The organism is Salipaludibacillus daqingensis (assembly GCF_029891575.1).
Lineage (GTDB): Bacteria > Bacillota > Bacilli > Bacillales > Salisediminibacteriaceae > Salipaludibacillus > Salipaludibacillus daqingensis.
The window spans coordinates 132,291-158,899 of record NZ_JARZHF010000002.1; the positions used below are offsets into that span (position 1 = coordinate 132,291).

The following is a 26,609-nucleotide window of genomic DNA, read 5'->3' on the forward strand; positions in this document are numbered from 1 at the left end:
AAGAAAAAGAGAAACTTAGCTTTTTTCCACTTGTGATGGGAAGCCATGGATCAACCTTATCTTGTCTTATCCTTAATCTACCCATACTGATTTAAACCAAAATGGGGAATTTCTTCAACGACAAACTCCAAAATTTGACTATAGCCATTCCCATGAAACCTGCGTTATTTCAAGCTCATGATATGTTTCTAACACGGATATTGCTCGTTGAAGTTCTTTTTCAACCTGCTTTTTATCAGATCCTACTGATACAATAGCCCATTCTGTTCGTTGCCAAACATCTTGATGATCGGTTTCAGCAATCGAGACATTTAAACGTTGTTTTATCCTCATGGCGACACTTTTCGTTGTAGAACGTTTTTCTTTTAACGATTGAGCATTGTAAATCTGTGCCTCCACTAAAATAAGAGCTAAAATCAACGCTTAATTTCCTCCATAATGTAAGCTTCAACGATATCTCCTTCTTTGACATCATTGTAGTTTTCAAGAGTAATACCACACTCATAATTTTTCGCTACTTCTTTCACATCGTCTTTAAATCTCTTCAAATCGCGGATGCCACCTTCAAATACGACAACACTATCACGAATTAATCTAACAGACGAATCACGAGTGATTTTGCCATCTGTTACATAAGAACCGGCAATGGACCCAATTTTAGAAACTTTGAATACTTGACGGATTTCCGCTTGCCCAATAACTTTTTCTTCATATTCTGGATCAAGCATTCCTTTCATCGCTGATTCTACTTCTTCAATTGCATCATAGATAACCCGGTGTAAACGAACTTCTACTTTTTCCACATCTGCTGTTCGTTTCGCATTCACATCAGGACGGACGTTGAAACCAATAATAATCGCATTTGATGCAGAAGCTAAGATAACATCTGATTCTGCAATCGCACCTACACCTGTGTGAATAATATTGACTTTCACACCTTCTACTTCAATTTTTTCCAATGAACCTTTCATCGCTTCAGCTGAACCTTGTACGTCCGCTTTAACAATGACATTGAGTTCTTTAATTTCACCTTGTTGAATCTGATCAAATAGATCATCAAGACTCACTGTAGACTTATCTTTTCGATCTGCTTCGCGTTGTTTTGTTGCTCGAGATTCCCCAATTTGACGGGCTTTCTTCTCATCTTTGAAGACTCGGAATTGATCTCCAGCTTGCGGTACTGCATTTAAACCAGTAATTTCAACTGGCATAGAAGGTCCTGCTGTTTTCACTTTACGACCAAGGTCATTAACCATCGCACGCACTTTACCAAAAGCACTTCCAACGACAATTGGATCTCCTACTTGAAGAGTACCTGCTTGAACTAACAGTGTCGCTACAGGTCCTCTTCCACGATCTAGCTCAGCTTCAACAACTGTCCCCATTGCTGATTTGTCAGGGTTTGCTTTTAACTCTTCTACTTCCGAAACGAGTAAAATCATTTCTAAGAGCTCATCAATTCCTGTTCCATTAAGGGCTGATACATTAACAAAGATCGTCTCTCCACCCCATGCTTCAGCAACTAATTCGTGCTCTGTTAATTCTTGCATAACACGATCAGGGTTTGCGCCTTCTTTATCAATTTTATTCACTGCAACAATGATCGGAACGCCTGCTGCTTTTGCGTGATTAATTGCTTCAACCGTCTGAGGCATGACACCATCATCCGCTGCAACAACAAGAATCGTTATATCTGTCACTTGAGCTCCACGTGCACGCATCGTAGTGAAAGCTGCGTGTCCTGGTGTATCTAAAAATGTGATTTTTTTATTGTTCTCTTCTACTTGATATGCACCAATATGCTGAGTAATACCACCCGCTTCTCCGGCAGTTACTTTTGTGTGACGAATCCCATCTAACAAAGTAGTTTTACCATGGTCTACGTGCCCCATGATCGTTACAACAGGTGATCGTTCTTGGAGAAGATCTGGATCGTCTTCTTCAATAATTGATTCAAATTCTGTTTCATCAATGATCACTTCTTCTTCCACTTCTACATCAAATTCTTCAGCAAGAATTGCAATCGTATCTTTATCAATTTCTTGGTTAATGGTTGCCATCACGCCAAGAAACATTAATTTCTTAATAATTTCAGAAGGCTCTTTGTTTAACTTTTCAGCAAATCCACCAACTGTAATAGGGGTAGTGTATGTTATTTTTCCAGGCATTTCTTTATTCACTTCATTTCTTTTTCCACCTGTAGAGACGGTTTTTTGATTTTGCAGTTTATTTTGTTGCTTATTTTTTTTGTTTTTACTCTTATCTGTGTTCGCACGCTTTTTAGACTCTTCTTCTTTTTTAGGACGTTTCTTAAATTTTTCAGTTGTTGATGGCTCTTCTACCGTTTTATCCGAAGGACGTTTTTTCGTTTTTTTAGCAGAATCGGAACTTGTTTTCGCTTGAGTTCCAGTTTTGTTTTGAAGTTTTTCAATTGTTTCATCAGTAATCACACTCATGTGATTCGTTACTTCTATTCCTAACTTCTCCAACTGATTGATGACCTCTTTACTCGTTGTATTATTCTCTTTGGCATATTCATAAATACGCATTTTCTTCATATACATTCCTCCTATAATCGTCACAATGACCGTCCGCAACGTCTGTTATCTATTTATCTCTTACTCCATTAGTGAGAGGAATTTATCTGCAAACCCTTTATCTAGGATGGCAACAGTGACTCGTTCTGCTTTTCCAATCGCCTGTCCAATCTCAAACCGATTATCTAAAACAACATATGGGATGTTGTAAAAAAGGCACTTATCTGTCATTTTTTTCATTGTGTTTTCTGAGGCATCTGCTGCAATGATAACAAGGTGAGCTTTTTTACTTTGAATTGCTTTGATGACTAATTCTTCCCCTGTAATGAGTTGTCTCGCTCTTTGCATTAGTCCTAATAGAGAACTCCAAGCTTGTTTGCTCATGATAAAGACCCTTTACTATGAAAATGTAGTAATTCTTCGTATATCGTATCGGGTACTTTCGTTTTTAAGTGACGCGATAAACTGTCTTTTTTTTGTGCATCTTTGATAACAGAAGCGTCGTTAGAAATGTATGCGCCACGTCCTGATTTTTTAGAAGAAGGGTCAACAAATACTTCTCCTTCAGGCGAACGGACGATTCTGATTAACTCTTTTTTAGGTTTCATATCTTGAGTTATCACGCATTTCCGCAGGGGTATTTTCTTTTTCACTGCCATGTCGCCCCCCTCCTTATTTCTCTTCTGTATCTTCTACATCAGCATAAACGTCTTCTTCATCCATTGAAACGTCTAAATCAAGGTCATCTTCTACAAATACCTGTTCTTCTTCAGGAGCATTCGGGTCATAAAGGCCAAGTTCTTCTGCATCTGTTTGACTTTTAATATCAATTTTCCACCCTGTAAGCTTTGCAGCTAACCGTGCATTTTGACCTCTCTTACCGATAGCAAGGGAAAGTTGATAGTCTGGCACAACAACTTGTGTCATCTTATCTTCAGCATTCACTTTTACTTGCAATACTTTTGAAGGACTTAACGCATTGGCTACATAAACTTTAGGATCTTCTGACCAGCGAACAATATCAATTTTTTCACCTTTTAGTTCATTAACTATTGTTTGAACCCGTTGTCCTCTTTGACCTACACACGAACCTACTGGATCCACTTCTGGATCTTCTGCATGAACGGAAATCTTTGATCGCTCGCCCGCTTCACGAGAAACGGATTTTATTTCAACCGTTCCATCATAGATTTCAGGAACTTCGAGTTCAAATAAACGTTTAAGGAGGCCAGGATGTGAACGAGAAATCATAATTTGTGGACCTTTTGTAGTCTTTTCCACTTTTGTAATAAATGCCTTAATTCGATCATTATGTTTATAGCTTTCATTTGGCATTTGCTCTCCAATTGGCATAAGGGCTTCGACTCTTCCAAGATCAACATAGATAAAACGGTGATCTTGTCGCTGGACAATCCCAGTCATGATATCTTCCTCACGGTCTATAAAATCAGAATAAATAATTCCTCGCTCCGCTTCTCTCACACGCTGGGTTACGACTTGTTTTGCCGTTTGAGCAGCAATTCGGCCAAAGTCTCTAGGTGTGACTTCAATTTCAACGATATCATCTACCTCATAAAGTGGATTGATCGACTTCGATTCTTCCAGAGAAATTTCTAGACGAGCATCAAACACCTCTTCTACAACTTCTTTTCTTGCAAAAACCCGAATCATTCCTGATTCACGGTCAATATCCACCCTTACATTTTGAGCTGAGTTAAAATTACGTTTGTACCCCGTAATTAACGCTTGTTCAATCGCCTCTAAAATTATTTCTTTGTCAATACCTTTATCTTTCTCAATGGTTGCTAACGCATCCATAAATTCGCTATTCATGGAGTTTCGTTCCCCCTTTCGTATTTAAAAAACAATTGCTAATCTTGCTTTTGCCACTTTGTCATAAGGAATTGACTTTGTGACTACTCTCGTTTTCACTTTGGTTTCAATTGTTAACGTCGTTCCATCAAAATCAGTAAGTTTTCCTTCAAAAGCTTTTTCTCCATCGATTGGAGCATACGTGGTTACGTGAACATTTTTTCCTACCGCACTGTAAACGTCCTTTTCTTTCTTCAAAGGGCGTTCTGCGCCTGGTGAAGATACCTCTAAATAATAGGCTTGTTCAATCGGATCATGATTGTCTAATGCTTCACTTAACTTTTCACTTACAGAAGCACAATCATCTAAATCTACACCTTGATCATCTTGATCTCGATCTATATAAACACGTAAATACCAATTATGTCCTTCTTTTTTAAATTCAACATCGACTAGCTCCAATGATAAATCTTCTACTATTGGAATCGCAAGCCGTTCCACTCTTTCTTGCACATTGTCTGACATACTGAACCTCCTTTTCACCTAGAAATACTTCGTTTCATTGCATTATTGTTGTCATATTTCCTTGTTATGGAAAACCATTAAGTGCAAAGAAAAGAGTGGGTTTCCCCACTCTTTTTGCAACCGATATAATCTTAGTCCTTCCCTAATATACCACATACACAAGTGCCTTGCAAACAGGCTTGTCATGTTTGGAATGGATTAAAACAGTGACAGTTGATTTGTATCTGGCATACCTTCTAAACATCCGTGGTCGTCTAGATTCTCTAACACAGTTTTCGTGATTTTGCTTCGTTCTCGTAAATCTTGTTTTGACAAGAATTCTCCACCCTCTCTTGCATTTTCCACATTGATGGCAGCATTCGTTCCTACTCCTGTTAATGCATTAAATGGGGGAATTAATGAATCTCCGTCAACAAGAAATTCTGACGCTTTGGAACGATACAAGTCAACCTTTTGGAATGAAAAACCTCTTTCACACATCTCAAGAGAAAGTTCAAGTACAGTCACTAAACTTTTTTCTTTCGGTGTCGCTTCAAGGCCTTTGCTATAAATTTCTTCGATACGCTTTCTAATCGTTGCGGCTCCTCTTGTCATCGTTTCTAGTTCGAAATCATCTGCTCGCACTGTGAAGTAAGCTGCATAGAACAAAATTGGGTGATGAACTTTGAAGTAAGCAATGCGAATAGCCATTAAAACATAAGCAGCCGCGTGGGCTTTCGGGAACATATACTTAATTTTCAAACACGATCCGATATACCAATCTGGAACGCCGTGTTTTTTCATTTCTTCAACCCATTCTTCTTGCAATCCTTTTCCTTTACGAACAAATTCCATAATTTTAAAAGCTAATGAGTGCTCAACGCCTTTATAAATAAGGTAAACCATAATGTCATCACGACAACCAATCACGTCTTTTAATACACACGTCCCGTTAGCAATTAAATCTGCCGCATTGTTAAGCCATACATCTGACCCGTGAGAAAGTCCGGAAATCTGAACTAATTCACTAAACGTGTTTGGTTTCGTTTCTTCAAGCATCTGCCGTACAAATCTCGTACCGAATTCAGGAATTCCATATGTGCCTGTTTTACACATAATCTGTTCTTCTGTTACCCCTAATGCTTCTGTCCCTCCGAATAGCTTAAATACTTCCGCATCATCCACCGGGATATCTTTAGGATCGATGCCACTTAAATCTTGTAGCATTCGAATCACCGTTGGATCATCATGTCCGAGAATATCTAATTTTAGTAAATTATCATGAATCGAGTGGAAATCGAAATGCGTCGTTTTCCATTTTGACTCCCGGTCATCTGCTGGATATTGAATCGGTGAGAAATCGTAAATATCTAAATGATCCGGCACAACAATGATTCCACCTGGGTGTTGACCGGTTGTACGTTTCACACCTGTACAACCTGAAACAAGTCTGTCAATTTCAGCCCCTCTAAATTGAGCGTTTTCGTCTCCTTCATGACCTTTTACATAACCGTAAGCTGTCTTTTCAGCAACAGTACCGATTGTTCCTGCTTTATACACATAATCTTCACCGAAAAGCTCTTTCGTGTAATTATGGGCAATCGCTTGATAATCACCAGAAAAGTTCAAATCAATATCAGGAACTTTATCACCTTTAAACCCTAAAAACGTTTCGAACGGAATGTCATGACCATCTTTATTGTATTCCGTTCCACATTTCTCACAGTTTTTATCCGGTAAGTCAAAACCCGAACCAACAGATCCATCATTGAAAAAATAGGAGTGATGGCAACTTGGACATACGTAGTGAGGCGGTAAAGGGTTAACTTCGGTTATTTCCGTCATCGTTGCAACAAAACTTGAACCTACGGAACCACGGGAACCAACTAAATAGCCATCTTCTAATGATTTTTTAACTAGTTTTTGCGAGATTAAATAGATAACAGAAAATCCGTTATTAATAATACTAGTTAACTCTTTTTCCAATCGGTCTGTCACTAGTTTAGGAAGGTCGTCTCCGTAAATACTTCTGGCTCGGTTATAACACATCTCTCGCATTTCTTCGTCTGCTCCTTCAATGTGAGGAGTAAACAAATCATCAGGAATTGGTTTGATGTCATCGATTTCATCAGCAATCGCTTGTGAATTAGTTACAACAATTTCTTTTGCTTTCTCTTCCGGCAAAAACGAAAAGCATTCAAGCATTTCATTCGTTGTTCTGAAATGAACTTGAGGAAGCGTCTGTTTATTAAGTGGATTAGCTCCACCTTGAGAAGCAATTAAGATTTTTCGATAAATATGATCCTCTGGATGTAAATAATGAACATTTCCTGTCGCTACTACCGTTTTGCCTAAATTATCACCGATTTTGATAACATTTTTGATCATATCTTTTAATGCAAGCTCATCTCTTACAATCTCTTTTTCAATTAAATGGGCATAGTTCGCAGGAGGTTGAACTTCTAAGTAGTCGTAAAACTCTGCGATTTGTTCCACTTCTTCCGGTGACTTCTGCATAAGTGCATCAAACACTTCCCCTTTGTCACACGCAGAACCAATGAACAGCCCTTCTCTATGTTTCGTTAAAACAGACCTTGGGATTCTCGGCACTCGATAAAAATAATCAATATGAGACATGGACACTAATTTATATAAGTTTTTTAAACCGACTTTTGTTTTTGCATATATAATACAGTGATTCGGTCTCTGTTTTTTATAATCATCCGAGGTCGATTGTTCATTTAACGCTAAATGTGTATAAATCTCTTTTTCATTCGCATCTTTGACCATTTTCCAAAGGAGATGCCCTGTTGCTTCCGCATCGTAAATCGCTCTGTGGTGTGCGACCAGTTCAATATTAAACTTTTTACATAGTGTATTTAAACGATGGTTTTTAAAGTGTGGATACAACAACCGTCCTAACTCCAACGTATCAATGACCGGATTGGGAACTTTCTCATACCCAATTCTCTGATATCCAGCATTTAAAAAGGCCATGTCAAAGCTGGCGTTATGCGCGACGAGAATATCGTCTCCCATCCATTCATGGAAATCACATAATACTTTGTCCACTTCAGGTGCAGTTTCGACCATATCATCTGTAATCCCTGTTAAATCGATAATTAGGGGACTTAACTTTTCGTGCGGGTTAGCAAACGATTCAAATTTATCAATTACTTCGCCGTCTTTTATTTTTACGGCAGCAAGTTCAATGATCGTGTTATATACTGCGGAAAGACCCGTTGTTTCCACATCAAAAACAACATACGTGTCGTCCATAAGTTGTCGATCTGCTGGATTATAGGCAATCGGTACACCATCGTTTACGAGATTTGCTTCGACTCCGTAAAGAATTTTTACACCGTGTTTTGATCCTGCTCCATACGCTTCTGGAAAGGACTGTAAGACAGAGTGGTCCGTAATTCCGATAGCTTTATGGCCCCAGTCTTTTGCTTGCTTCACGTAAGAGCTCATTGATGAGACTGCATCCATTTGACTCATCGGAGAATGTAGATGAAGTTCTACTCGTTTTTCGTCTTCTGATGCTGTATCTTGCTTTAGAGTTGGTGTCATTTGTTGAACATCTTTCGCCATCATTGTTAAATCGCGAATAAACGTATCGTGTTGAACACTTCCGCGAACTTTCAACCACATACCTTCCTTGATTGCTTCTAGCATTGGAACATCTTCTTTATCGTTAGAAAATCGCTTCACTAAAATGGAATCGGTATAGTCAGTGATCTTAAAAGTAAGCAAGGATCGACCACTTTTCAATTCTCTAGTTTCTGCATGAAAGACATACCCTTGAATCGTGATAGAACGCTCTTCTTCTACAATCGTTTCGATCGGTTTTGGTTGATCTTTGATTGCCACTCCGATAGATACTGGACCGTTCGGCATATCTTTTGCTTTCTCTTGCTGTTTTTGTTTCTCAATCATCGCTTCTACGACTTTCGTTTGGTCTTCTTCTTTTTTCTGCTCAACAAATTTTTCAATTGCTTCTTTCGATTCTTTTACCTCTGTTTCTAATTGTAAGGTGCCAAATCCGACGTCAATAAAAAGCTTTTGTAGAGGTTCAAACACACGCCTTTGTATCATCTGTGCTTCCGTATCATTTAGAACAGCAATAACGACTTTGTTCCCTGTTACTGCAGGAACTTGTTCTTGTAAACGGTGGATTAACCCATTTGTTGCACTTCTTAATTTTTCTACGAAGTATGGCCAATAACTCGACAAATGCTTTTCTAGCTCTACGTTATTTTCGTATCGAATCGTTACATCCACTTCCGCAATGTGCTTTAACCCTTGTACGATTCTACTATGGAATAATTCAAATGCTTGAAAAGAAAGAACAGAAGGTAAAACAAATTGAAAATGCCACTTTTTTTGTTTCGTATAAACCTCAAGTTTTTCTATGTATGAACCTTGCAAATGATTTGAAATTAAGTCGCCAGGCATGACTACTTGCTCCATTAATAACTGAAACCGTTCTTGCCTAATTTGTATGTCTTCACTCATTGCTTTCCTCCTCAGAATAACCTAAGAGATTACTAAATAGGAGATGGTACCCCCGCACCTAACGTGAAAAGGGTACCACCAATATTAACCTACATATTTCTCAATTGTTTGTTGAAGATCATCTTTATGCACTTCAAACAGTTCTCCTGTTTTCCTTACTTTTACTTCTACAATGCCTTCACTTGCCTTTTTACCGACTGTTACTCGTAAAGGTAAACCGTATAAATCAGCATCTTTAAATTTCACGCCTGGTCGTTCCGCTCGATCATCGAACAACACATCGTATCTTTTATCATTTAAGGAGTCATACAATGCTTCAGCCAATTCCCGTTGGTCGTCTTGCTTTATATTCACTGGAATAAGATGAACGTGGAATGGTGTCACACTTAATGGCCAAACGATACCGTCATCGTCATGATGTTCTTCAATAATTGCCGCAACGGTTCTAGATACACCAATACCGTAAGACCCCATAACCATCGGTTTTGCTTTTCCTTGATCATTTAAGAATGTAGCACCTAATGCTTCACTATATTTGGTACCAAGTTTGAATACATGCCCTACTTCAATGCCTTCTTTAAACTGAATCATTCCTTGCCCATCAGGGGATGGATCTCCTATTTGAATATTTCTCAAATCTCCATAAGTAGAAACGGTAAAATCTCGATCAGGATTCACATTTTTCATATGTTTATCTTTTTCATTTGCGCCACAAACGGCATTGACCATCACTTTTACTGCATGATCGGCGACAACAGTGACTTCTTTATTTACTCCAATTGGTCCTAAAAATCCAGCTTCACTTTGAAGCGTTTGTTTTGTTTCTTCTTCACTAGCTAATTCAACAATTTCAGCATCAAAATGATGTTTAATTTTAACGTCATTCACTTCATGATCTCCACGAACCAAAGCGAGAACTGGTTTTTCGTCTACAATAAATAGCATAGATTTAATACAATCAGAAGGTGCAACAGAAAGAAAAGTTGAAACTTCTTCAATTGTTTTTGCTCCCGGTGTATCGATCGTTTCTAACTCTGCTTGTTCTTCATCCGATGTTTCATATGTAACGTTCACTGGAGCAATTTCAATGTTAGCTGCAAAATCTGACTTATCTGAGTATGCTATCGTATCTTCTCCAACATTTGAAAGAACCATGAATTCATGAGTATCTTTTCCTCCCATTGCTCCTGAATCAGCTTCAACTGCTCTGAAATTCAAGTCACAACGTGTGAAAACTTTCGTGTAAGCATCAAACATTTTTTGGTAACTTTCATCAAGTCCTTCAAAATCTTGATCAAACGAATAAGCATCTTTCATCAAAAATTCTCGTCCGCGAAGAACACCAAAACGAGGTCTTCTTTCGTCACGAAATTTTGTTTGAATTTGATAAAGCGTCATCGGTAGTTTTTTATAAGATCTAATATCGTCTCTTACAATCGTTGTGATCACTTCTTCATGAGTTGGTCCAAGAGCAAACTCTCGTTGGTGACGATCTTTAAAACGCATTAATTCTGGTCCGTAAGCATCCCAACGTCCTGATTCTTGCCATAGTTCTGCTGGTTGAATCGACGGCATGAGCATCTCTTGTGCTCCGGATCGATTCATTTCATCACGGATAATGTTCTCGACTTTTTGCAACACTTTCAATCCAAGAGGTAGGAAAGAATAAACGCCAGACGTACTTTGGCGAATTAAGCCTGCTCTTAACATTAATTGATGACTTTTCACATCTGCATCACTAGGAATATCTCGTAACGTTGGTGCTAAATAAGTATTTTGTCTCAATCTAAAGCCACCTCTACTTTCCATATTTTCTACCTTGAAAATAAACACACACATAGCAGAGAGAGTTCCAGCTATTTGCCCTCCTTTACCACGGAGGAAAGGAATCGGCAAGCCAATGCACGTCCTATTTCAATTACTAGGACGTGCTATTTTCACCGTTGAAGTCTCATTCCCTACTTTTACATAAAACTAAAATTATAAGAAAAATTTATTAATATCGTTCCATGTCACAACGAGCATTAATAACATTAATAAAGCAAATCCTACAAAGTGCACTATCCCTTCTTTTTGCGGATCAATTGGTTTTCCCCGAATGGCTTCTAATCCAATAAATATCAACCGTCCTCCATCTAATGCTGGAAGTGGAAGAAGGTTAATGATACCTAGGTTTACACTTAAGATAGCAGCCCATTGGAATAACACTAGAATTCCCATTGCTGCCACTTCTCCTGTGTAGTTATAAATGCCAACCGGACCGGCGAGATGATCTAAACTAAACTGTCCAGTGATCAACATACCTAGAGCTTCAATAATGAGCACCGTATATTCATATGTTTGCGTGAATCCAAACATAATTGCCCCACTAACACTTTTCTCCATTGGTGCTGTTACACCAATGACGCCTTGTTCTTCTTCTTCAGGGCCCATTCTTTCTTGGGTTGTCATGGCAACATCAAATTGTTCCCCATCACGCTCCACTTCGAAATCTAGAGTTTCGCTTGGGTGACTTTGAATGATCGATGTCATCTCTAGCCAAGAATCCACTTGTTCTCCGTCTATGGAGATGATTCTGTCACCACTTTCAAGACCCGCTTCAATAGCAACGCCATCGTCTGTGACATCACCAACTACAGGCTCATCTGTTGGCATTCCGGCGATCATTCCATAAGCCATCAATACGACAACAGCTAAAACAAAGTTCATTAATGGACCAGCGAAAATAGCCAACGCCCTCTGTCCAACCGTTTTTGACCCAAATTGACGATTATAGGGTGCGATTTGCGTTGCTAGTTCATCATACACGTACTCTGCTTCGTCATCTATTTCATACCGCACAAGTTCTTCTTGATCATCTACATACCCTTTAACAAACAAGTCATGTTCTAAATCAATTTTTTCTACTTGGATAATTTTAATATTTTGATGTTTAGACTTGTTATTGATAATCATTCGACTTACTTTTCCTGCATCATTGAAAAGGAGACCAATTTCATATCCTGGTTTTATTTGAACCATTTCCGGATCTTCTCCGGCCATTCGTACAAATCCACCCAGCGGAAGTAAACGAATTGTATAGACCGTTTCATTGCGTTTAAAAGAGAAAATTTTAGGTCCAAAACCTATCGCAAACTCACGGCACAAAATGCCTGCGCGTTTCGCAAATACTAAATGTCCCCACTCATGAATAAAAACAAGTAAACCAAAAATAACTATAACCGCTATTAGCGTATTCATTCTTTTCCCACACCCTTTATTAATGGCTTTGTTAAAAACAGTTGTTGATAGTAATTAAACCGACAGGGCGAGATCCAAATTTCATCAGATGAAGATTTGGCGTACCACAACAAAATTCCATAACTAAGCCTAATTTATATTTGATAATACACGATGGCGGGTCTCTTCATCAATAAAAATGATATCTTCTAAAGACGGTTCTGTTATAGGGGAGTGTGCTTGCAAAGCCCTATCTACAACATCTTCAATTTCCAAAAATGAGATTTTCCGAGCTAAGAAAAGAGCTACAGCTACTTCATTCGCTGCATTTAATACTGTCGGCGTAATCCCACCTTGTTTCCCTGCTTGGAAAGCCATATCAAGGCATTTAAAGCGGTCATAATCCATTTTCTCAAAATGAAGTGCGCCAACTTCCCATAATTTTAACCTGTCTCCGCCCTTTAAATCAAGCCTGTTCGGTTCTGAAAGAGCATATTGAATTGGCACTCTCATATCTGGTGTCCCTAAATGAGCAAGTACACTACCGTCAATGTATTCAACCATAGAGTGAATCATACTTTCTTTATGAAGAATGACCTCAATTTTTTCATAAGGCATCTGGAACAACCATTTTGCTTCAATGACTTCTAACCCTTTATTCATCATTGTAGCTGAATCAATCGTAATTTTAGCTCCCATTTGCCAGTTTGGATGCTTCAATGCATCATCTACACTAACACCTTTTAACTGTTCACGAGAATAATCACGAAAACTACCACCAGAGGCGGTTAAAATTAATTTAGAGACTTCTGACTGAGTATTTCCATGTAAACACTGATAAATAGCAGAATGCTCACTATCAACTGGAATTAATCGAACACCTTTTTTACGACTCAATTCGGTTACGATATGCCCTGCTGTGACAAGCGTTTCTTTATTTGCAATAGCAATATCTTTGCCCGCTTCTATCGCTTTTAACGTTGGTTCAAGTCCAATTCTTCCCATCACAGCATTTACAAGAATTTCTGATTCACCATATGTTGCAACTTCAATAATTCCTTCTTTTCCATTTAATACAATAGCGGAATATGTGAGCTGGCTTTTAACTTTTTCCGCTGCTTCTTTTGTTGAACAACTAATGATCTTTGGACGAAATTCTTCGACTTGATTCATCCCAATATCGACATTATTTCCAAAGCTTAAACCTTCTAATTGAAATTGATCACGGTGAGAACGAATCACATCTAATGTTTGAACGCCTATGGAACCAGTGGAACCAATAAGGTTAATTTTTTTCATATTATTAACTCCTCGCTATCATTGGTACTATTACTAGTAACTCGTTTATTATTACAGGCTATTGAGAAATGCCCTTACAAAAATCCGAGTAAATAAATAATTGGCATCACAAATATAAGACTATCAAATCGATCTAAAATACCACCATGCCCCGGTAAAACTTGTCCAGAATCTTTCACTGCATAATGTCGTTTAAAAGCAGATTCTACTAAGTCGCCTAACTGTCCTGTTAGTGATACAGCAAGCATGAATAGGACTGTCATTACCCAAGATGCAAATACAGGCACAAAGAAGGTATACACACTTCCAATAATAAGGGCTAATAGCGTACCCCCTAAAGAACCTTCAATTGTTTTTTTAGGACTTATTTCAGGCCATAACTTGCGTTTTCCAAATCGTCTACCTGCAAAATAAGCCCCAGAGTCCGTAGCCCATACTAAAATAAGAATAAAGATAATTAACGATAATCCATTGTCCAAAAATCGTGCGTACATAAAGTAATGAAAACCTAACCCTACGTATACAGAAGCTAAAATGACAAATCCTGCATCATCGAATGTAAAGGCATTTTTCGTAATAACCGTCAATGCTAATAAAACGACAATTAACAACAGAAAAGTCTCTAACCTCTCTAAATGAATCCATTCAAATGAGATATAATTCTCTGGAAGGAGAAGTAGCCACATGAAAAGCATTCCCATAGCTCCACTTAATGAGAAGGCTGATATTTGCTTCATTCTTAACAATTCCCACATCGCTATGGTTGCTAAGGCTATCATAAGGAGGGTAAATGGAATATTCCCTAGTACAATTAATGTAATAAACCCCGCTCCTGCAATAATTCCTGTTATTACTCTTTGCTTCAAAGTCCTAACTCCTCTCTAAACGCCGCCATACCTTCGTTGCCTATTTTGATAAACTCGAACGGCTTCAATAAAATGCTCTCTAGAAAAATCTGGCCAAAGTACATCTGTAAACCAAAATTCTGAGTAAGCCAGTTGCCATAGCATAAAATTACTTAAACGTATTTCACCGCTCGTTCGTATAAGTAGATCTGGATCATTTAGATTTGCTGTCATTAAATGGTCGGATAATACAGATTCAGAAATTTCATTTATATCCATCTCTCCAGCTTCAATTTCTTTATATAAAGACTTAATTCCATCTATAATCTCTGATCTACTTCCATAATTCAAAGCGAAATTTAAAATAAGTCCATTGTTTTCTTTTGTAGCCTCTACCGCTTTGTTTACTGCTCGTTTTGTGTACTCAGGAAGATTTTCGCGCTCTCCTGTAATTCTAACGACGACATTTTCTTCAATAAGTTTTGGCAATTCCACATTTAAAAAGCGCTCAGGTAGTCGCATTAAAAAGTCTACTTCTGTTTTTGGTCGTTTCCAGTTTTCTGTCGAAAATGCATAAAGGGTGAGGACTTCCACACCGATTTCATTTGACGTACTTACAATTTCTCGAATCACATTCATCCCTTCACGGTGACCTGCGACTCTCGGCAAGCCTCTTTTTTTTGCCCAGCGACCATTCCCATCCATGATGATTGCAATGTGCTTGGGGATGTTCTCGCTTGAAAAATCGAGACTTTTTTCCTTATCAACTTGTTCACTTTTTTTTCTACCCATAAGTTTATTAAGCATAATTTTCCCCCAGGATGTTCAGATGACTGAATATGTTTTGAATAGTGATTCTATTACTTACATACGTTTTTATGTATAAAGGTTTACTCTTTATTCTATCACGAACCTAACAAAGGTATAAGATAGAAATCTTTTTTTCATAAAATCCTTTTTAAAACTTCTATTTATATACTCCTTATTGCTTGATACATCAAGCATTAGCGACATGATGAAAAATATACAGTATAAAAGGCCCCCCCAATAAAGAGAGGCCTTTTAATTATGATCATTGCATTGAATGACTGTCAGGAACATTCGCTCCTTTAAATCTCGCGAATTTCTTCTTCTTTCGTTTTAGCAATATCATCAATAGATTTGATCATCGTATCCGTAAGTTTCTGGACGTCATCTTGCTCACGTCGAAGCTCATCTTCAGTAATATCTCCGTCTTTTTGTGATTTTTTCAATTCATCATTTGCATCTCGGCGAACATTTCTTACTGCTACTTTTGCCTCTTCAGCATATCGTCCAACTAACTTGGCTAATTCATTTCTTCGTTCTTCCGTCAAGGCTGGAATCGTAATACGAATAATGTTGCCATCACTTGTAGGGGTTAGACCAAGATCCGCCTTTTGAATCGCTTTTTCAATATCAGAAATGGAAGATTTATCAAATGGTTGAATGAGTAACATTCTACCTTCAGGAACAGTGATGGAAGATAGTTGGTTCAATGGAGTCATCATGCCATAATATTCGACTTGGATTTTGTCTAAAATAGACGGGTTCGCTCGACCTGCTCTTAGTGTACCGAGTTCTCTTTTGTAAGATTCTATCGATTTAGTCATCTTATCTTTTGCTTGCTTCAATACATCACTAGCCATTATTGTTTCCCCCTTATAATTGTTCCAATATCATCACCTAGGACAGCTTTTTTAATGTTGCCATTCTCGGAGATGGAGAAGACGATCAGTGGAATATCATTATCCATACAAAGAGATGATGCAGTGGAATCCATCACACCTAGTCCATCTTTTAGTAAATCTAAATATGTTAGTCTTTCATACTTAATTGCCGTTTTATCGATAGATGGATCAGCATTATAAACACCATCCACTTTGTTTTTAGCCATTAAAATGACATCAGCTTCGATTTCAGCTGCCCTTAGCGCTGCTGTCGTATCTGTGGAGAAGTAAGGGTTACCTGTTCCCGCCGCAAAGATAACGACTCGCTTTTTTTCTAAATGACGGATCGCTCTTCTTCGTATGTATGGTTCTGCAACTTGTCTCATTTCGATCGACGTTTGAACTCTTGTTTGTACACCTGCATTCTCTAAACTATCTTGTAAAGCAAGTGAGTTCATAACAGTTGCAAGCATTCCCATGTAGTCTGCTGTTGCTCGATCCATCCCTTTCGCGCTACCTGCAATTCCACGCCAAATATTACCGCCACCAACAATAATGGCTACTTCTACATCCAAAGCGATGATCTCTTTGATCTGATTTGCAATAGACTGAAGCATGGCTGAATCAATTCCAAACCCTTGCTCACCCGCTAATGCTTCACCACTTAATTTCAAAACAATACGGTTGTACTTTGGCTCCTCCATAATACCCTCCAGTTTCAAATTGCTATTCGTCATGGTGATTACTCTCCGTTTTCAAAAAAACTTTTCGGAAAAAGGGACACTATGTGCCCCTCCTAAAATAATCATTATTTTTTTACTTGAGACATAACTTCTTCTGCAAAGTTATCTTCTCTCTTTTCCATACCTTCTCCAACTTCATAACGATAAAAAGTTTTGATTTCTGCTCCTTTAGAAGCAACAAATTTCCCAACTTTTTGATCGCTATCTTTAACGAAAGCTTGCTCATTTAAGCAAACCTCTTCGAAGAATTTACCAAGACGACCTTCAACCATCTTATCAACAATCTTCTCTGGTTTTCCTTCATTCATTGCTTGTTGCTTAAGTACTTCACGCTCACGATTAACTTCTTCTTCATTCACTTCTTCACGGCGAACATACTTCGGATTAAGCGCAGCAGCATGCATTGCTACATCTTTAGCTAGTTGCTCATCTGTTGTACCTGTGAGTACTGATAACACTCCAATACGACCACCCATGTGAATATAAGCACCAAATGCTTCATTTTCTCCGCTTTCTAAAACAGCAAAGCGACGAAGGGAGATTTTCTCTCCAATTTTTCCGATTTGTGCATTAATGAAACCTTGAAGCGTATCATCACTACCTTCAAATGTTTGTTCAAGAGCTTCTTCTACTGTTGCAGGTTTATGGTTTAGAATATGTTTTGCGATTTGATCAACCATGTTGATGAAATTTTCATTTTTGGAAACAAAATCTGTTTCTGAGTTAATTTCAACAATAGCTGCTTGATTTCCTTCTGTTACAATATGAGCTAGACCTTCAGCAGCTACACGGTCAGCTTTTTTAGCTGCTTTAGCAATCCCTTTTTCTCGTAGAAAATCAATTGCGTTATCCATGTCTCCGTCTGTTTCAGTTAATGCTTTTTTGCAGTCCATCATACCTGCACCTGTTTTTTCACGTAATTCTTTAACCATCTTAGCTGAAATTGCCATAAGTAATTCCTCCTTGAGTTAGATCAAATAATCTTTACGTTTTTTAAAAAAAGGGTGATAAAGGGTCAAGCCCTCTATCACCCTTTTGGACGAACATTTTAAGCAGTTTCATCTTCGCCTTGATTAGCTTCAATGATGGCATCTGCCATTTTTGCTGTCAATAAGCGAACTGCACGAATTGCATCATCGTTACCTGGGATGACATAGTCAATCTCATCAGGATCACAGTTCGTATCCACAATACCAACGATTGGGATATTCAATTTATGTGCTTCAGCTACTGCGATACGCTCTTTACGAGGATCGATAATAAATAAAGCATCTGGTAGACGGTCCATGTCTTTAATTCCACCTAGGAATTTTTTAAGACGGTCTAATTCTTTGTTAAGAAGTCCAACTTCTTTTTTAGGAAGAACGTCAAATGTTCCATCTTCTTCCATTTTTTCGATTTGAACTAAACGTGCAATACGCTTACGAATAGTATCGAAGTTTGTTAATGTTCCACCTAACCAACGTTGATTGATGTAGTACATACCACAACGCTCAGCTTCTTCTTTAACAGAATCTTGAGCTTGCTTTTTTGTACCAACAAATAACATTGTACCACCTTGCCCTGCTAAATCTCGAACAAAGTTAAATGCTTCATCAACCTTCTTGACCGTCTTCTGTAGGTCAATAATGTAAATACCGTTTCTTTCTGTGAAAATGTAGCGATCCATTTTAGGGTTCCATCGACGTGTTTGATGTCCGAAATGTACCCCTGCTTCTAATAGTTGTTTCATGGAAATCACTGCCATTCCACTCACCTCCTCTGGTTTTTTGATCCTCCGCTTTGCGTCACCTTTTAACAAGACTTTTAGTAAGCACCTTTGTTAAAATCTGCAAGCGTGTGTAGTAACACCGAGAAATAATATACCATAATCTACCCTCGATGACAAGTCATGTCGAATATTTATTTATAAAACTTCAAAAGAAGTTCTACCTCTCCGGCTCCCATTTGTAACCTTTTTGCTATTTCCTTTTGAGAATAACCTTGTTTGCTTAAGGAAAGCACATTAGCTGTGTTAGATGAATCAAACTTTATATTGTTATTTTCATCTGGAGTCGGCGGCGAATAGTCATCGTAATCCGTACCTTCCTCTGTACCAAACTCATTTTTTTCTATTGAATCAAGATCGGAATAGTAGCTATTCCTGTTCGGACTTATCGATTTTGGGTCATGCAACGAGACGTCTTCATGCTCTTTATCATTCGACGGTTGCGGTACGTTTGTAGGAGACATCTTTTTCATTCTTCGGACGAGTCGTTCATTATTTTCTTTCATTTCTGATGTATACGATACGAGTAGATCTTCTATTTCTCTAATCGTTTTGTCTTGATCAAGTGGTTTTTGATTTTCCATCCGTTGATAAAGAAGGATAATGACAAAAAAACTGACTAAATGTAACACTAAACTAATAATAATTAAATATACCATGTTGTACTCCTTTTACCATGACGCGTCAAAACGAATCCCTTTATAAGGGTGCTTCACTAACTCTATTTCATCATATATTATATTCGGTGCTTCTTGACCTTCTTCTACAGAAGCATCTTGCTGACTTTTTGATTCACGATCTTTATCCAACTTATTTTTTTCAGCAGCATCTGATTCCGTTACCGTATTTCTCTGTCTCACTCGCTCCCTTACCTCAGATTGAGCCATTTGTTCTTGCATCACTAATGAACGTTGTTGCATTTGTTCTTGAATTTTTCCCGCTGTTTGAGAACGTGGTAAAGCAACTTGCATTTCAATTGATCGAAGTCCACTCATCACGATTCCTCCTGGAAATTAATAAAAAGTCACCCATATTATAACATGGTTCGCCTATTTACAACGTTTATTAACGAAGAATCAAACCCCTAAAGTGTATTAAATAAAATAGGACGCTCTGCAATGGTAAAGAGCCGCACTCCTAGGAATGTATAAAAAGAAGTACTTCTTTTTATACATTCCTTCTAGCTTTTCATCAATATTAACAATGTTTGCTAATGCCCTAAAGTTATAATGGCTCAAATTTGATTTCACTGTGGTCTATTAGAAACTTAACATTTTCATGTTTAGAAATGACTTTTCTTCTATATTTGCCGAAATGCAAATCTGTATTTGGATAAATAGTTTTATAGATACGAATTTGAGCTGTTTGTTGATTTTCAAATATATCGTGAAATTCTAGTAACTGTTCTTTTGCATTGTTTAATTTATCATTAGTTTCGACTAAAGACTTATGTATTCTCAATTTCATGATCTTTTCTTTCCCTGTTAAAGTCGATTGTTTCTCCTTTTCTGTTAAACGTTTCAATAATACTGCTAACTTTTGAACATCTACTTGCGCTTCATTCAACTGTTGTTTATATTTTTTTTCTGAATGTACAATTCGTTTACTTATCCCTAAAAAGAGAGTAGTAGCTGTGCTCATGTGATTCCCTACTTCATTTACTTCGATTCCTTTTCCCGAAGAAATCGTGCCACCTACAATATTCCCTCTTCCTTGCTTACAAAACACATAACCGTCCGACTCCACATTGCTATGGAGTATTGATTTTGAAACAATAATATCCCCCCCCGCGGCTACACGGGCTTGATTTAGAAAAGCTACCTTAACTTGTCCTTTTGCTTCAATCATCCCACTATTTTGTGCAACAACACCTTGTTGTATAAAAATAGAACCATCGGAATACAAACTTGCAGATTCAACAGAACCGTGAACTCGTATGTCACCTTTTGCTTTTACTTCAAATCCAGACGGTACATTTCCACGAATGTTTACGTTTCCAATAAAATCAATATTTCCTACTTTTAAGTCAAGATCACCATTTACCTCGAATACAGGAAATACATGAATCACTTTTGCTTCAACTGACACTTGGCCATCAATCGTAGAAATGATTTCTTGCCCATTTTTGCTAATACGCGTATTTTTTCCTGGTCTTAATTTGATATCCCTACCTGGTTTTGCAGGAATTCGTTCTCCATAAACAGATATTCCAGGTTCTTCCTCTGTTGCATTAATTTTTTCCCCTACAACCGTCCCTGTTGCTACGGAAGGAATTTCAATCACTTTTCGTAAATTTACTTCTCCACCGTCATCAACATCTATTTCTTCCTCATGTAACGTCCGATCTAAAATGGACCATATATATGCATCTTGCCCTGCAATCGGTCTTTTCCCTTCGGCTATAACGACAGGAAGTTCCGTTTTTTTGGTTATGACTTTCTTTATAATTTCTTCCTTAATCCCATATTGAAGCCCACATTCTTTCACAAAAGCTACTAAATCTTCGAATGTTATCTCTTCAGAAAATGGTTTATATTGTTTTAATGTTGCTTCAAGTTGATCATTTGTCACACTCACTTCAAAAATGTCATGTAAATCTTCCACAAAATCCCCCCTCCACATAAATGAAATTACCTTTTTAATTCAGTACTAAAGAATAGCTCATTCCTTTTTATCTACCCTGAAAATTAAAAATTACGGTAGCCATCCACTCGCTTTCCTGCGGGGCGATCCGCTAGCTTCCTCGGGAGTCTTTTGGAGCCTTCCTCTACTTAGCAGATATCAGATCGCCACCTCTGCATAGCGATTTTCATCCGTCATAGTCCGAAAAATAATTTCATGCGCTCTACCCTTTGAAAAAGGCAGTATCAATATGTTTTAATTTTTGCTGAAGTTTGAACAATGTCTTTGAGTGAATCTGCGATATCCTCGATGTAGACAAGTCTAAAGCTTCTCCGATTTCCGTTAATGTAAATTCTTCAAAATAAAACAAAGATATGACTAATTGTTCATTTTTGTTTAACGTTTTAATGACTTCAGCTAATTCTTCATATTGTGATTTTTTATCGATGCTTTGATCGGGTGTCAATGTTCTGTGATCAACGATCGTTGATGAATACGTATCATTTTTTTGCGAATCTTTTGTCGGTTCATCAATTGATAAGAGATTTGATAAAAAACTTTCGTTCATCGTATAAACAACATCTTCTTCTTTCATCCCTAATTCTTCAGCAACTTCGTTTGGCGTAACAAACCGTCCATGTCTTTGTTCCAAAGATTCGATCATCTGTTCTATTTTTTTTGACTTATCACGAATAGATCGAGGTAGCCAATCCTCTTGCCTTAAACCGTCAATAATCGCTCCTCGAATTCGAAAAGAGGCATACGTATCAAACTTCAGATCTCGGGAATGATCGAATTTCTCAAGTGCATCATATAGTCCAACCAACCCATGACTTCTCAAGTCATCTTGTTGAACACTGCGAGGTAAATTCACACTAATCCTTTGTACGTGATAATCTACTAAAGGTAAATATGCTTCTACTAATCTATCTCCAGCAGATGAGTCTCTCTCCTCTATCCATCTTTTCCAATTATCTTGGAGTAATTTTGTATCATTTACTCTAGGCATAGGAATCCTCCTATTCGTTCATCAAATCTTTGATGTGGTTGCTCGTTTTATTGATTTCTTTTTCGCTTAAGTTCCTATCTGTATCCCTTAGCTTTTCACCGTCTTTTACCTTCGATTGTTCAGAATCTGATGGTAAAACTTTTAAATCCATCCTGATCCACTTCCATAATTCATTAAATAAAACTCCTATGAATAAACCAATAACCAAAGCAACTACTGCTCGAAATAACGACGTTTCCCATTGATTTGTGGATAATGAACTGATGAATACAATCAAAAATGCCGTTGTTGAAAAGAACATCATCCACTTTTGTCTACTTTTATCCATTATACTTGAACCACACCTTTGTTTACGGTTCGTATTTCCAAAATTGAAGTGGCGGGGTTAAATTCAATTGTTCTTCCACTGCTCCCTCCTACATCCTCATAAACAATAGAAATATTCAATCCTTGTAATGTTTCTTTCACTGCTACCACATTTCTTGGACCTATTCTCATTGCCTCAGAATTTGAAGAAAACTTAAACATTTGTGCTCCACCCGCAATTTTTGCTTTTAATCGATACTTTGAAACACCTAAAACTATCATTTTTTTAATTAGGTCTTGGATAGCAGTGTCCGCATATTTTGCACGGTTTAGAATGCCTGATCTTGCAAAAGAAGAATCTGGAAGCATAATGTGAGCCATACCCGATATTTTCGCTTTTTCGTCATAAATAACTACGCCTACACATGAACCAAGACCTGACGTTCGAATTGTTTCCGGTGGAGTTGCCGTATTAAGGTCAGCCATTCCTACCTTGACTAAATTATTCATCCATATTAACTCCTAAAGATCGAAAGATTTTTTCTAATGAATCAGGATCTGGAAGGAGAAAGAAATGACCTTTTGATTGAATCGTGTTATCCTGGTCCTTTTCATTAATTTCTGTGTCTATCACGATCGCATAATCACCTGCTTCAGAAAGTTCTACAAGACCAGCAGATAATAACGCCATTGTCATATCGACCGCAACAGCTGGAGGGGTTGGTTGTAAGTTCAGTTTCGTAAAATCAGATAAAGAAGATAAATAAGATCCTGCTAAAATATTGCCCACTTCACATAGCGCGGATGCTCCCATCTCATCTATCGGCTCTTGCTGTAAATGAAGGGAAGGATCTCCTATTAATTGCCTAATTAGATCATTGGCTTCATTAACAGGTAGCATGAAAAACATATTTCCAGGTGCCTCTCCTTCAATGCGAAGAAAAACGGCAGCAACTACCGCTTCTTCGCCTCCAACCGCATCGCTTATTTCAGTGAAAGGAACAACCTTTACTGCAGGCACTTTCATATCAATGACTTTATGAAGCATTTGCGATAATGCCGTTGCCGCATTTCCTGCGCCGATATTCCCAACTTCTTTAAGAATATCTAGATGTTGAGACTTGATTTCACTTAAATCCTTCATCACAGTTTTCCTTCTATTTCTTGCATTTCATCCAATTCATCTGGATTTAATACTTTATCCAAATTCAGCAAGATGAGTAAACGCTTCTCCAGTTTTGCTACTCCACGAATATACTCAGCCTCAAGTCCACCTACAACAACCGGTGGCGGTTCAATCGCATCTCTAGGAATATCTATGACATCATTAGCAGCATCAACTACTAATCCAACATCCATGGCTCCTACTGTTACAATAATCACTCTTGTTGACTCTGAATGCTCGAGGCCGTCGATACTAAAACGCTTGCGTAGATCGATAATAGGTGTGACAACTCCACGGAGGTTAATAACCCCTTCCACAAAGTCAGGCGTGCTAGGGACACGCGTGATATGCTGAACTCGTTCAATTGAGCGAACTTGCTCTACTTCCACTCCGTACTCTTCATCTTTTAATTGAAAAACAATGACTTTCATATCGTCCAAAACCGTTTCATTCATTCGTAATCACTCCTTTTTAAGTGTGCATTTTAGATTAACGTTTTCTAAACTTATCTTTTATGTCATCGTTAAGATGGCATTTGTCGAAACTACTTAATTAATGCATTACAATCGATGATTAAAGCAACTTGTCCATTTCCGAGAATGGTAGCACCCGAAATAGCAAAGGCATTCGTTAAGTACTTTCCTAATGATTTTAAAACAATTTCTTGTTGTCCAATAAATGAATTAACAACCAAAGCTGCCATTTTCTCTCCTTTACGGACAATAACAATCGATAAGTACTCATCCTCTTCTTTTGTTGTTGGAACATCAAAGAAGTCAGTTAAGTTGAGTAATGGGACGACACTTCCTCTAAAGTCAATCACTTTTTGGTTGTGAGCAGCCATGATATCTTCTTTTTTTATAATAGCCGTTTCAATAATTGACGATAATGGCACAGCATAAATTTCAGCTTGAACTTCAACAAGCATGACGGAAATAATAGAAAGGGTTAATGGTAGTTGGATCGAAAATATCGTTCCTTCATTCGGAGTCGAATTAACCGAAACATTCCCACCCAATGATTCAATCTTATTTTTCACAACATCCAGTCCAACGCCACGACCGGAAACATCGGATATTTCGTCTGCTGTACTTAAACCACTTGAGAACAGTAGCTCATAAACTTGTTTGTCAGTTAGGCTTGTTCCATTCTCTTCTGATACGACCCCACTACTTACCGCTTTTTGTAACACCTTTTCACGGTTAATTCCAGCGCCATCGTCGGAAACTTCTATAAATACATGATTCCCGCTATGGTATGCCTTTAATGTGATATTGCTTTCTTCTGGCTTGCCTATTTTCAAACGATTTTCCGGTGTCTCTACTCCGTGATCCATTGAATTTCTTAATAAATGAACAAGAGGGTCGCCAATTTCATCAATAACTGTTCGATCCAACTCTGTTTCTGCACCAATAATGTCAAGGTTCACTTTTTTATTTAAATCTTTCGCCAATCCTCGAACCATTCTCGGAAAACGATTAAATACTTGCTCTACAGGTACCATCCGCATATTTAATATGATGTTTTGTAAATCACCAGAAATTCGCGACATATGTTCCACAGTTTCCGTCAACTCGCTACTTTTTAAATCCTTAGAAATTTGTTCAAGTCTTCCTCTGTCAATGACTAATTCTTCGAATAAATTCATCAAACTGTCTAGACGTTCAATATTTACTCGAATCGTTTTATTCGCTGATGGAGTGACTTTTTCCTCATGTACTTGTTTGTCGTTATTTACTTCTGTTGAGGATGTTTCTTTATCCTTCTCGGTGTTTTTCTCTTCATTATTTGATGAATTCTCTTGCACATATTTTTGTTCATCCGTGTTAATTGTAGTAATGTTTATTTGGTCTATTTCCGACACTTTCATCACTCGAGCATGAACGTCCTGTTCTGTCTCTTTTGTAACAATCGTGACGGAAAATGTTAGATCGAAATTTTCTTCTTCTAATTGGTCGACCGTTGGAGTGGATTTAATTACCTCACCAACTTGCTCAAGAACTTCAAAGACCATGAACACGCGAGCAGCTTTTAAAATAACATCTTCCCTTAACGAGATATCCAATTGATAAGCATAAAAACCTTGCTCTTTTGATTGAGTTAAGACAGTTAACTCAAAATCATCATAAACGTGAGCTTCGTTCCCATCGATTTTTTCTAGTTCCTTCGTTGCAGCAACCTCATCAACGCCTTCGCCTTTTTCTAATTTCACTAATTTTGCTACGACGAGTTGAACATCTCTTTTTCCTTCGCCACCTTCAGCAATATCATTGACCATTGCTTCCAGATCATCTACTGCTTCAAATACCACGTCTAATAATTCGCTCGACGCCGTTAGCTTGTCATTTCTAATGGCATCCAACACATTTTCCATTTGGTGTGTTAAACTTGCCAAATCTTCATATCCCATCGTTGCTGACATTCCTTTTAACGTGTGCGCTGAACGGAACACTTCATTAATGATCGAAAAATCATCCGGTGTCGTTTCTAACTTTAGTAAATGATCGTTCATCGCTTGAAGATGTTCCGTACTTTCATCAATAAACATCTCTAAATACTGATTTTTTTCCAAAT

At 37.8% G+C, this 26,609-nt stretch carries 25 protein-coding genes; all 25 read right to left on the reverse strand.

All coding sequences use genetic code 11. From position 1 onward, the window contains the following. Positions 1-138: 138 nt before the first annotated feature. A complete protein-coding gene (locus QDN89_RS04715; RefSeq protein ID WP_280768936.1) occupies positions 139-420 on the reverse strand; it encodes a DUF503 domain-containing protein in 282 nt (93 codons plus the stop codon). Continuing rightward, complete coding sequence (gene infB, locus QDN89_RS04720) at positions 417-2,558, reverse strand: translation initiation factor IF-2 (RefSeq protein WP_280768937.1); 2,142 nt, start codon at positions 2,556-2,558, stop codon at positions 417-419. The genes QDN89_RS04715 and infB overlap by 4 nt, the downstream gene beginning before the upstream one ends. A 60-nt stretch (positions 2,559-2,618) precedes the next feature. Then, the gene (locus QDN89_RS04725; RefSeq protein WP_280768938.1) at positions 2,619-2,921 is read right to left on the reverse strand and encodes a YlxQ family RNA-binding protein; all 303 of its coding nucleotides are present in this window, start codon (positions 2,919-2,921) and stop codon (positions 2,619-2,621) included. After that, positions 2,918-3,196 carry an RNase P modulator RnpM gene (gene rnpM / locus QDN89_RS04730; protein WP_280768939.1) on the reverse strand — a complete coding sequence of 93 codons (279 nt, stop codon included), beginning with the start codon at positions 3,194-3,196 and terminating at the stop codon, positions 2,918-2,920. Before rnpM ends, QDN89_RS04725 begins: the two co-directional genes overlap by 4 nt. A 13-nt stretch (positions 3,197-3,209) precedes the next feature. Next, positions 3,210-4,370 carry a transcription termination factor NusA gene (nusA, locus tag QDN89_RS04735; protein WP_280768940.1) on the reverse strand — a complete coding sequence of 387 codons (1,161 nt, stop codon included), beginning with the start codon at positions 4,368-4,370 and terminating at the stop codon, positions 3,210-3,212. A gap of 24 nt (positions 4,371-4,394) precedes the next feature. After that, the gene (gene rimP, locus QDN89_RS04740) at positions 4,395-4,874 is read right to left on the reverse strand and encodes a ribosome maturation factor RimP (protein WP_280768941.1); all 480 of its coding nucleotides are present in this window, start codon (positions 4,872-4,874) and stop codon (positions 4,395-4,397) included. Positions 4,875-5,072: 198 nt separating this feature from the next. Continuing rightward, positions 5,073-9,371, reverse strand: a complete 4,299-nt coding sequence (locus QDN89_RS04745) for a PolC-type DNA polymerase III (RefSeq protein WP_280768943.1) — start codon at positions 9,369-9,371, stop codon at positions 5,073-5,075. Between the two features lie 84 nt (positions 9,372-9,455). Continuing rightward, positions 9,456-11,156: a proline--tRNA ligase gene (locus QDN89_RS04750; RefSeq protein ID WP_280768944.1), complete on the reverse strand. Its 1,701-nt coding sequence runs from the start codon at positions 11,154-11,156 to the stop codon at positions 9,456-9,458. Positions 11,157-11,351: 195 nt separating this feature from the next. Continuing rightward, positions 11,352-12,611: an RIP metalloprotease RseP gene (gene rseP / locus QDN89_RS04755; protein ID WP_280768945.1), complete on the reverse strand. Its 1,260-nt coding sequence runs from the start codon at positions 12,609-12,611 to the stop codon at positions 11,352-11,354. A 129-nt stretch (positions 12,612-12,740) separates the two neighbouring features. Continuing rightward, complete coding sequence (locus QDN89_RS04760; RefSeq protein ID WP_280768946.1) at positions 12,741-13,889, reverse strand: 1-deoxy-D-xylulose-5-phosphate reductoisomerase; 1,149 nt, start codon at positions 13,887-13,889, stop codon at positions 12,741-12,743. A 74-nt stretch (positions 13,890-13,963) separates the two neighbouring features. Beyond that, on the reverse strand, positions 13,964-14,755 hold the full coding sequence (locus QDN89_RS04765; protein ID WP_280768947.1) for a phosphatidate cytidylyltransferase: 792 nt from the start codon (positions 14,753-14,755) through the stop codon (positions 13,964-13,966). A gap of 15 nt (positions 14,756-14,770) precedes the next feature. Then, positions 14,771-15,541 carry an undecaprenyl pyrophosphate synthase gene (locus tag QDN89_RS04770; RefSeq protein ID WP_280768948.1) on the reverse strand — a complete coding sequence of 257 codons (771 nt, stop codon included), beginning with the start codon at positions 15,539-15,541 and terminating at the stop codon, positions 14,771-14,773. 302 nt (positions 15,542-15,843) lie between these two features. Continuing rightward, entirely contained in the window at positions 15,844-16,401 is a 558-nt protein-coding gene (gene frr / locus QDN89_RS04775) for a ribosome recycling factor (protein ID WP_280768949.1), read from the reverse strand. Next, positions 16,401-17,126, reverse strand: coding sequence for a UMP kinase (pyrH, locus tag QDN89_RS04780; protein WP_280768950.1), 726 nt, complete (start codon positions 17,124-17,126; stop codon positions 16,401-16,403). The genes frr and pyrH overlap by 1 nt, the downstream gene beginning before the upstream one ends. A 104-nt stretch (positions 17,127-17,230) precedes the next feature. Next, positions 17,231-18,115 carry a translation elongation factor Ts gene (tsf, locus tag QDN89_RS04785; RefSeq protein ID WP_280768951.1) on the reverse strand — a complete coding sequence of 295 codons (885 nt, stop codon included), beginning with the start codon at positions 18,113-18,115 and terminating at the stop codon, positions 17,231-17,233. A gap of 98 nt (positions 18,116-18,213) precedes the next feature. Further along, on the reverse strand, positions 18,214-18,912 hold the full coding sequence (gene rpsB / locus QDN89_RS04790) for a 30S ribosomal protein S2 (RefSeq protein WP_280768952.1): 699 nt from the start codon (positions 18,910-18,912) through the stop codon (positions 18,214-18,216). Positions 18,913-19,067: 155 nt separating this feature from the next. Continuing rightward, positions 19,068-19,592, reverse strand: a complete 525-nt coding sequence (locus tag QDN89_RS04795) for a DUF6115 domain-containing protein (protein ID WP_280768953.1) — start codon at positions 19,590-19,592, stop codon at positions 19,068-19,070. A gap of 12 nt (positions 19,593-19,604) precedes the next feature. Continuing rightward, a complete protein-coding gene (locus QDN89_RS04800; RefSeq protein ID WP_280768954.1) occupies positions 19,605-19,928 on the reverse strand; it encodes a hypothetical protein in 324 nt (107 codons plus the stop codon). Positions 19,929-20,157: 229 nt separating this feature from the next. After that, positions 20,158-21,537 carry a flagellar assembly protein A gene (locus tag QDN89_RS04805; protein ID WP_280768955.1) on the reverse strand — a complete coding sequence of 460 codons (1,380 nt, stop codon included), beginning with the start codon at positions 21,535-21,537 and terminating at the stop codon, positions 20,158-20,160. A 241-nt stretch (positions 21,538-21,778) separates the two neighbouring features. Further along, a complete protein-coding gene (locus tag QDN89_RS04810; RefSeq protein WP_280768956.1) occupies positions 21,779-22,564 on the reverse strand; it encodes a FliA/WhiG family RNA polymerase sigma factor in 786 nt (261 codons plus the stop codon). Between the two features lie 10 nt (positions 22,565-22,574). Next, a complete protein-coding gene (locus QDN89_RS04815) occupies positions 22,575-22,892 on the reverse strand; it encodes a hypothetical protein (RefSeq protein WP_280768957.1) in 318 nt (105 codons plus the stop codon). Further along, positions 22,892-23,380 carry a chemotaxis protein CheD gene (locus QDN89_RS04820; protein ID WP_280768958.1) on the reverse strand — a complete coding sequence of 163 codons (489 nt, stop codon included), beginning with the start codon at positions 23,378-23,380 and terminating at the stop codon, positions 22,892-22,894. Before QDN89_RS04820 ends, QDN89_RS04815 begins: the two co-directional genes overlap by 1 nt. After that, entirely contained in the window at positions 23,373-24,014 is a 642-nt protein-coding gene (locus QDN89_RS04825; protein ID WP_280768959.1) for a chemotaxis protein CheC, read from the reverse strand. The genes QDN89_RS04820 and QDN89_RS04825 overlap by 8 nt, the downstream gene beginning before the upstream one ends. Next, the gene (locus tag QDN89_RS04830) at positions 24,014-24,490 is read right to left on the reverse strand and encodes a chemotaxis protein CheW (protein WP_280768960.1); all 477 of its coding nucleotides are present in this window, start codon (positions 24,488-24,490) and stop codon (positions 24,014-24,016) included. Before QDN89_RS04830 ends, QDN89_RS04825 begins: the two co-directional genes overlap by 1 nt. 89 nt (positions 24,491-24,579) lie before the next feature. Further along, the gene (locus tag QDN89_RS04835) at positions 24,580-26,607 is read right to left on the reverse strand and encodes a chemotaxis protein CheW (protein WP_280768961.1); all 2,028 of its coding nucleotides are present in this window, start codon (positions 26,605-26,607) and stop codon (positions 24,580-24,582) included. Positions 26,608-26,609: the final 2 nt, after the last annotated feature.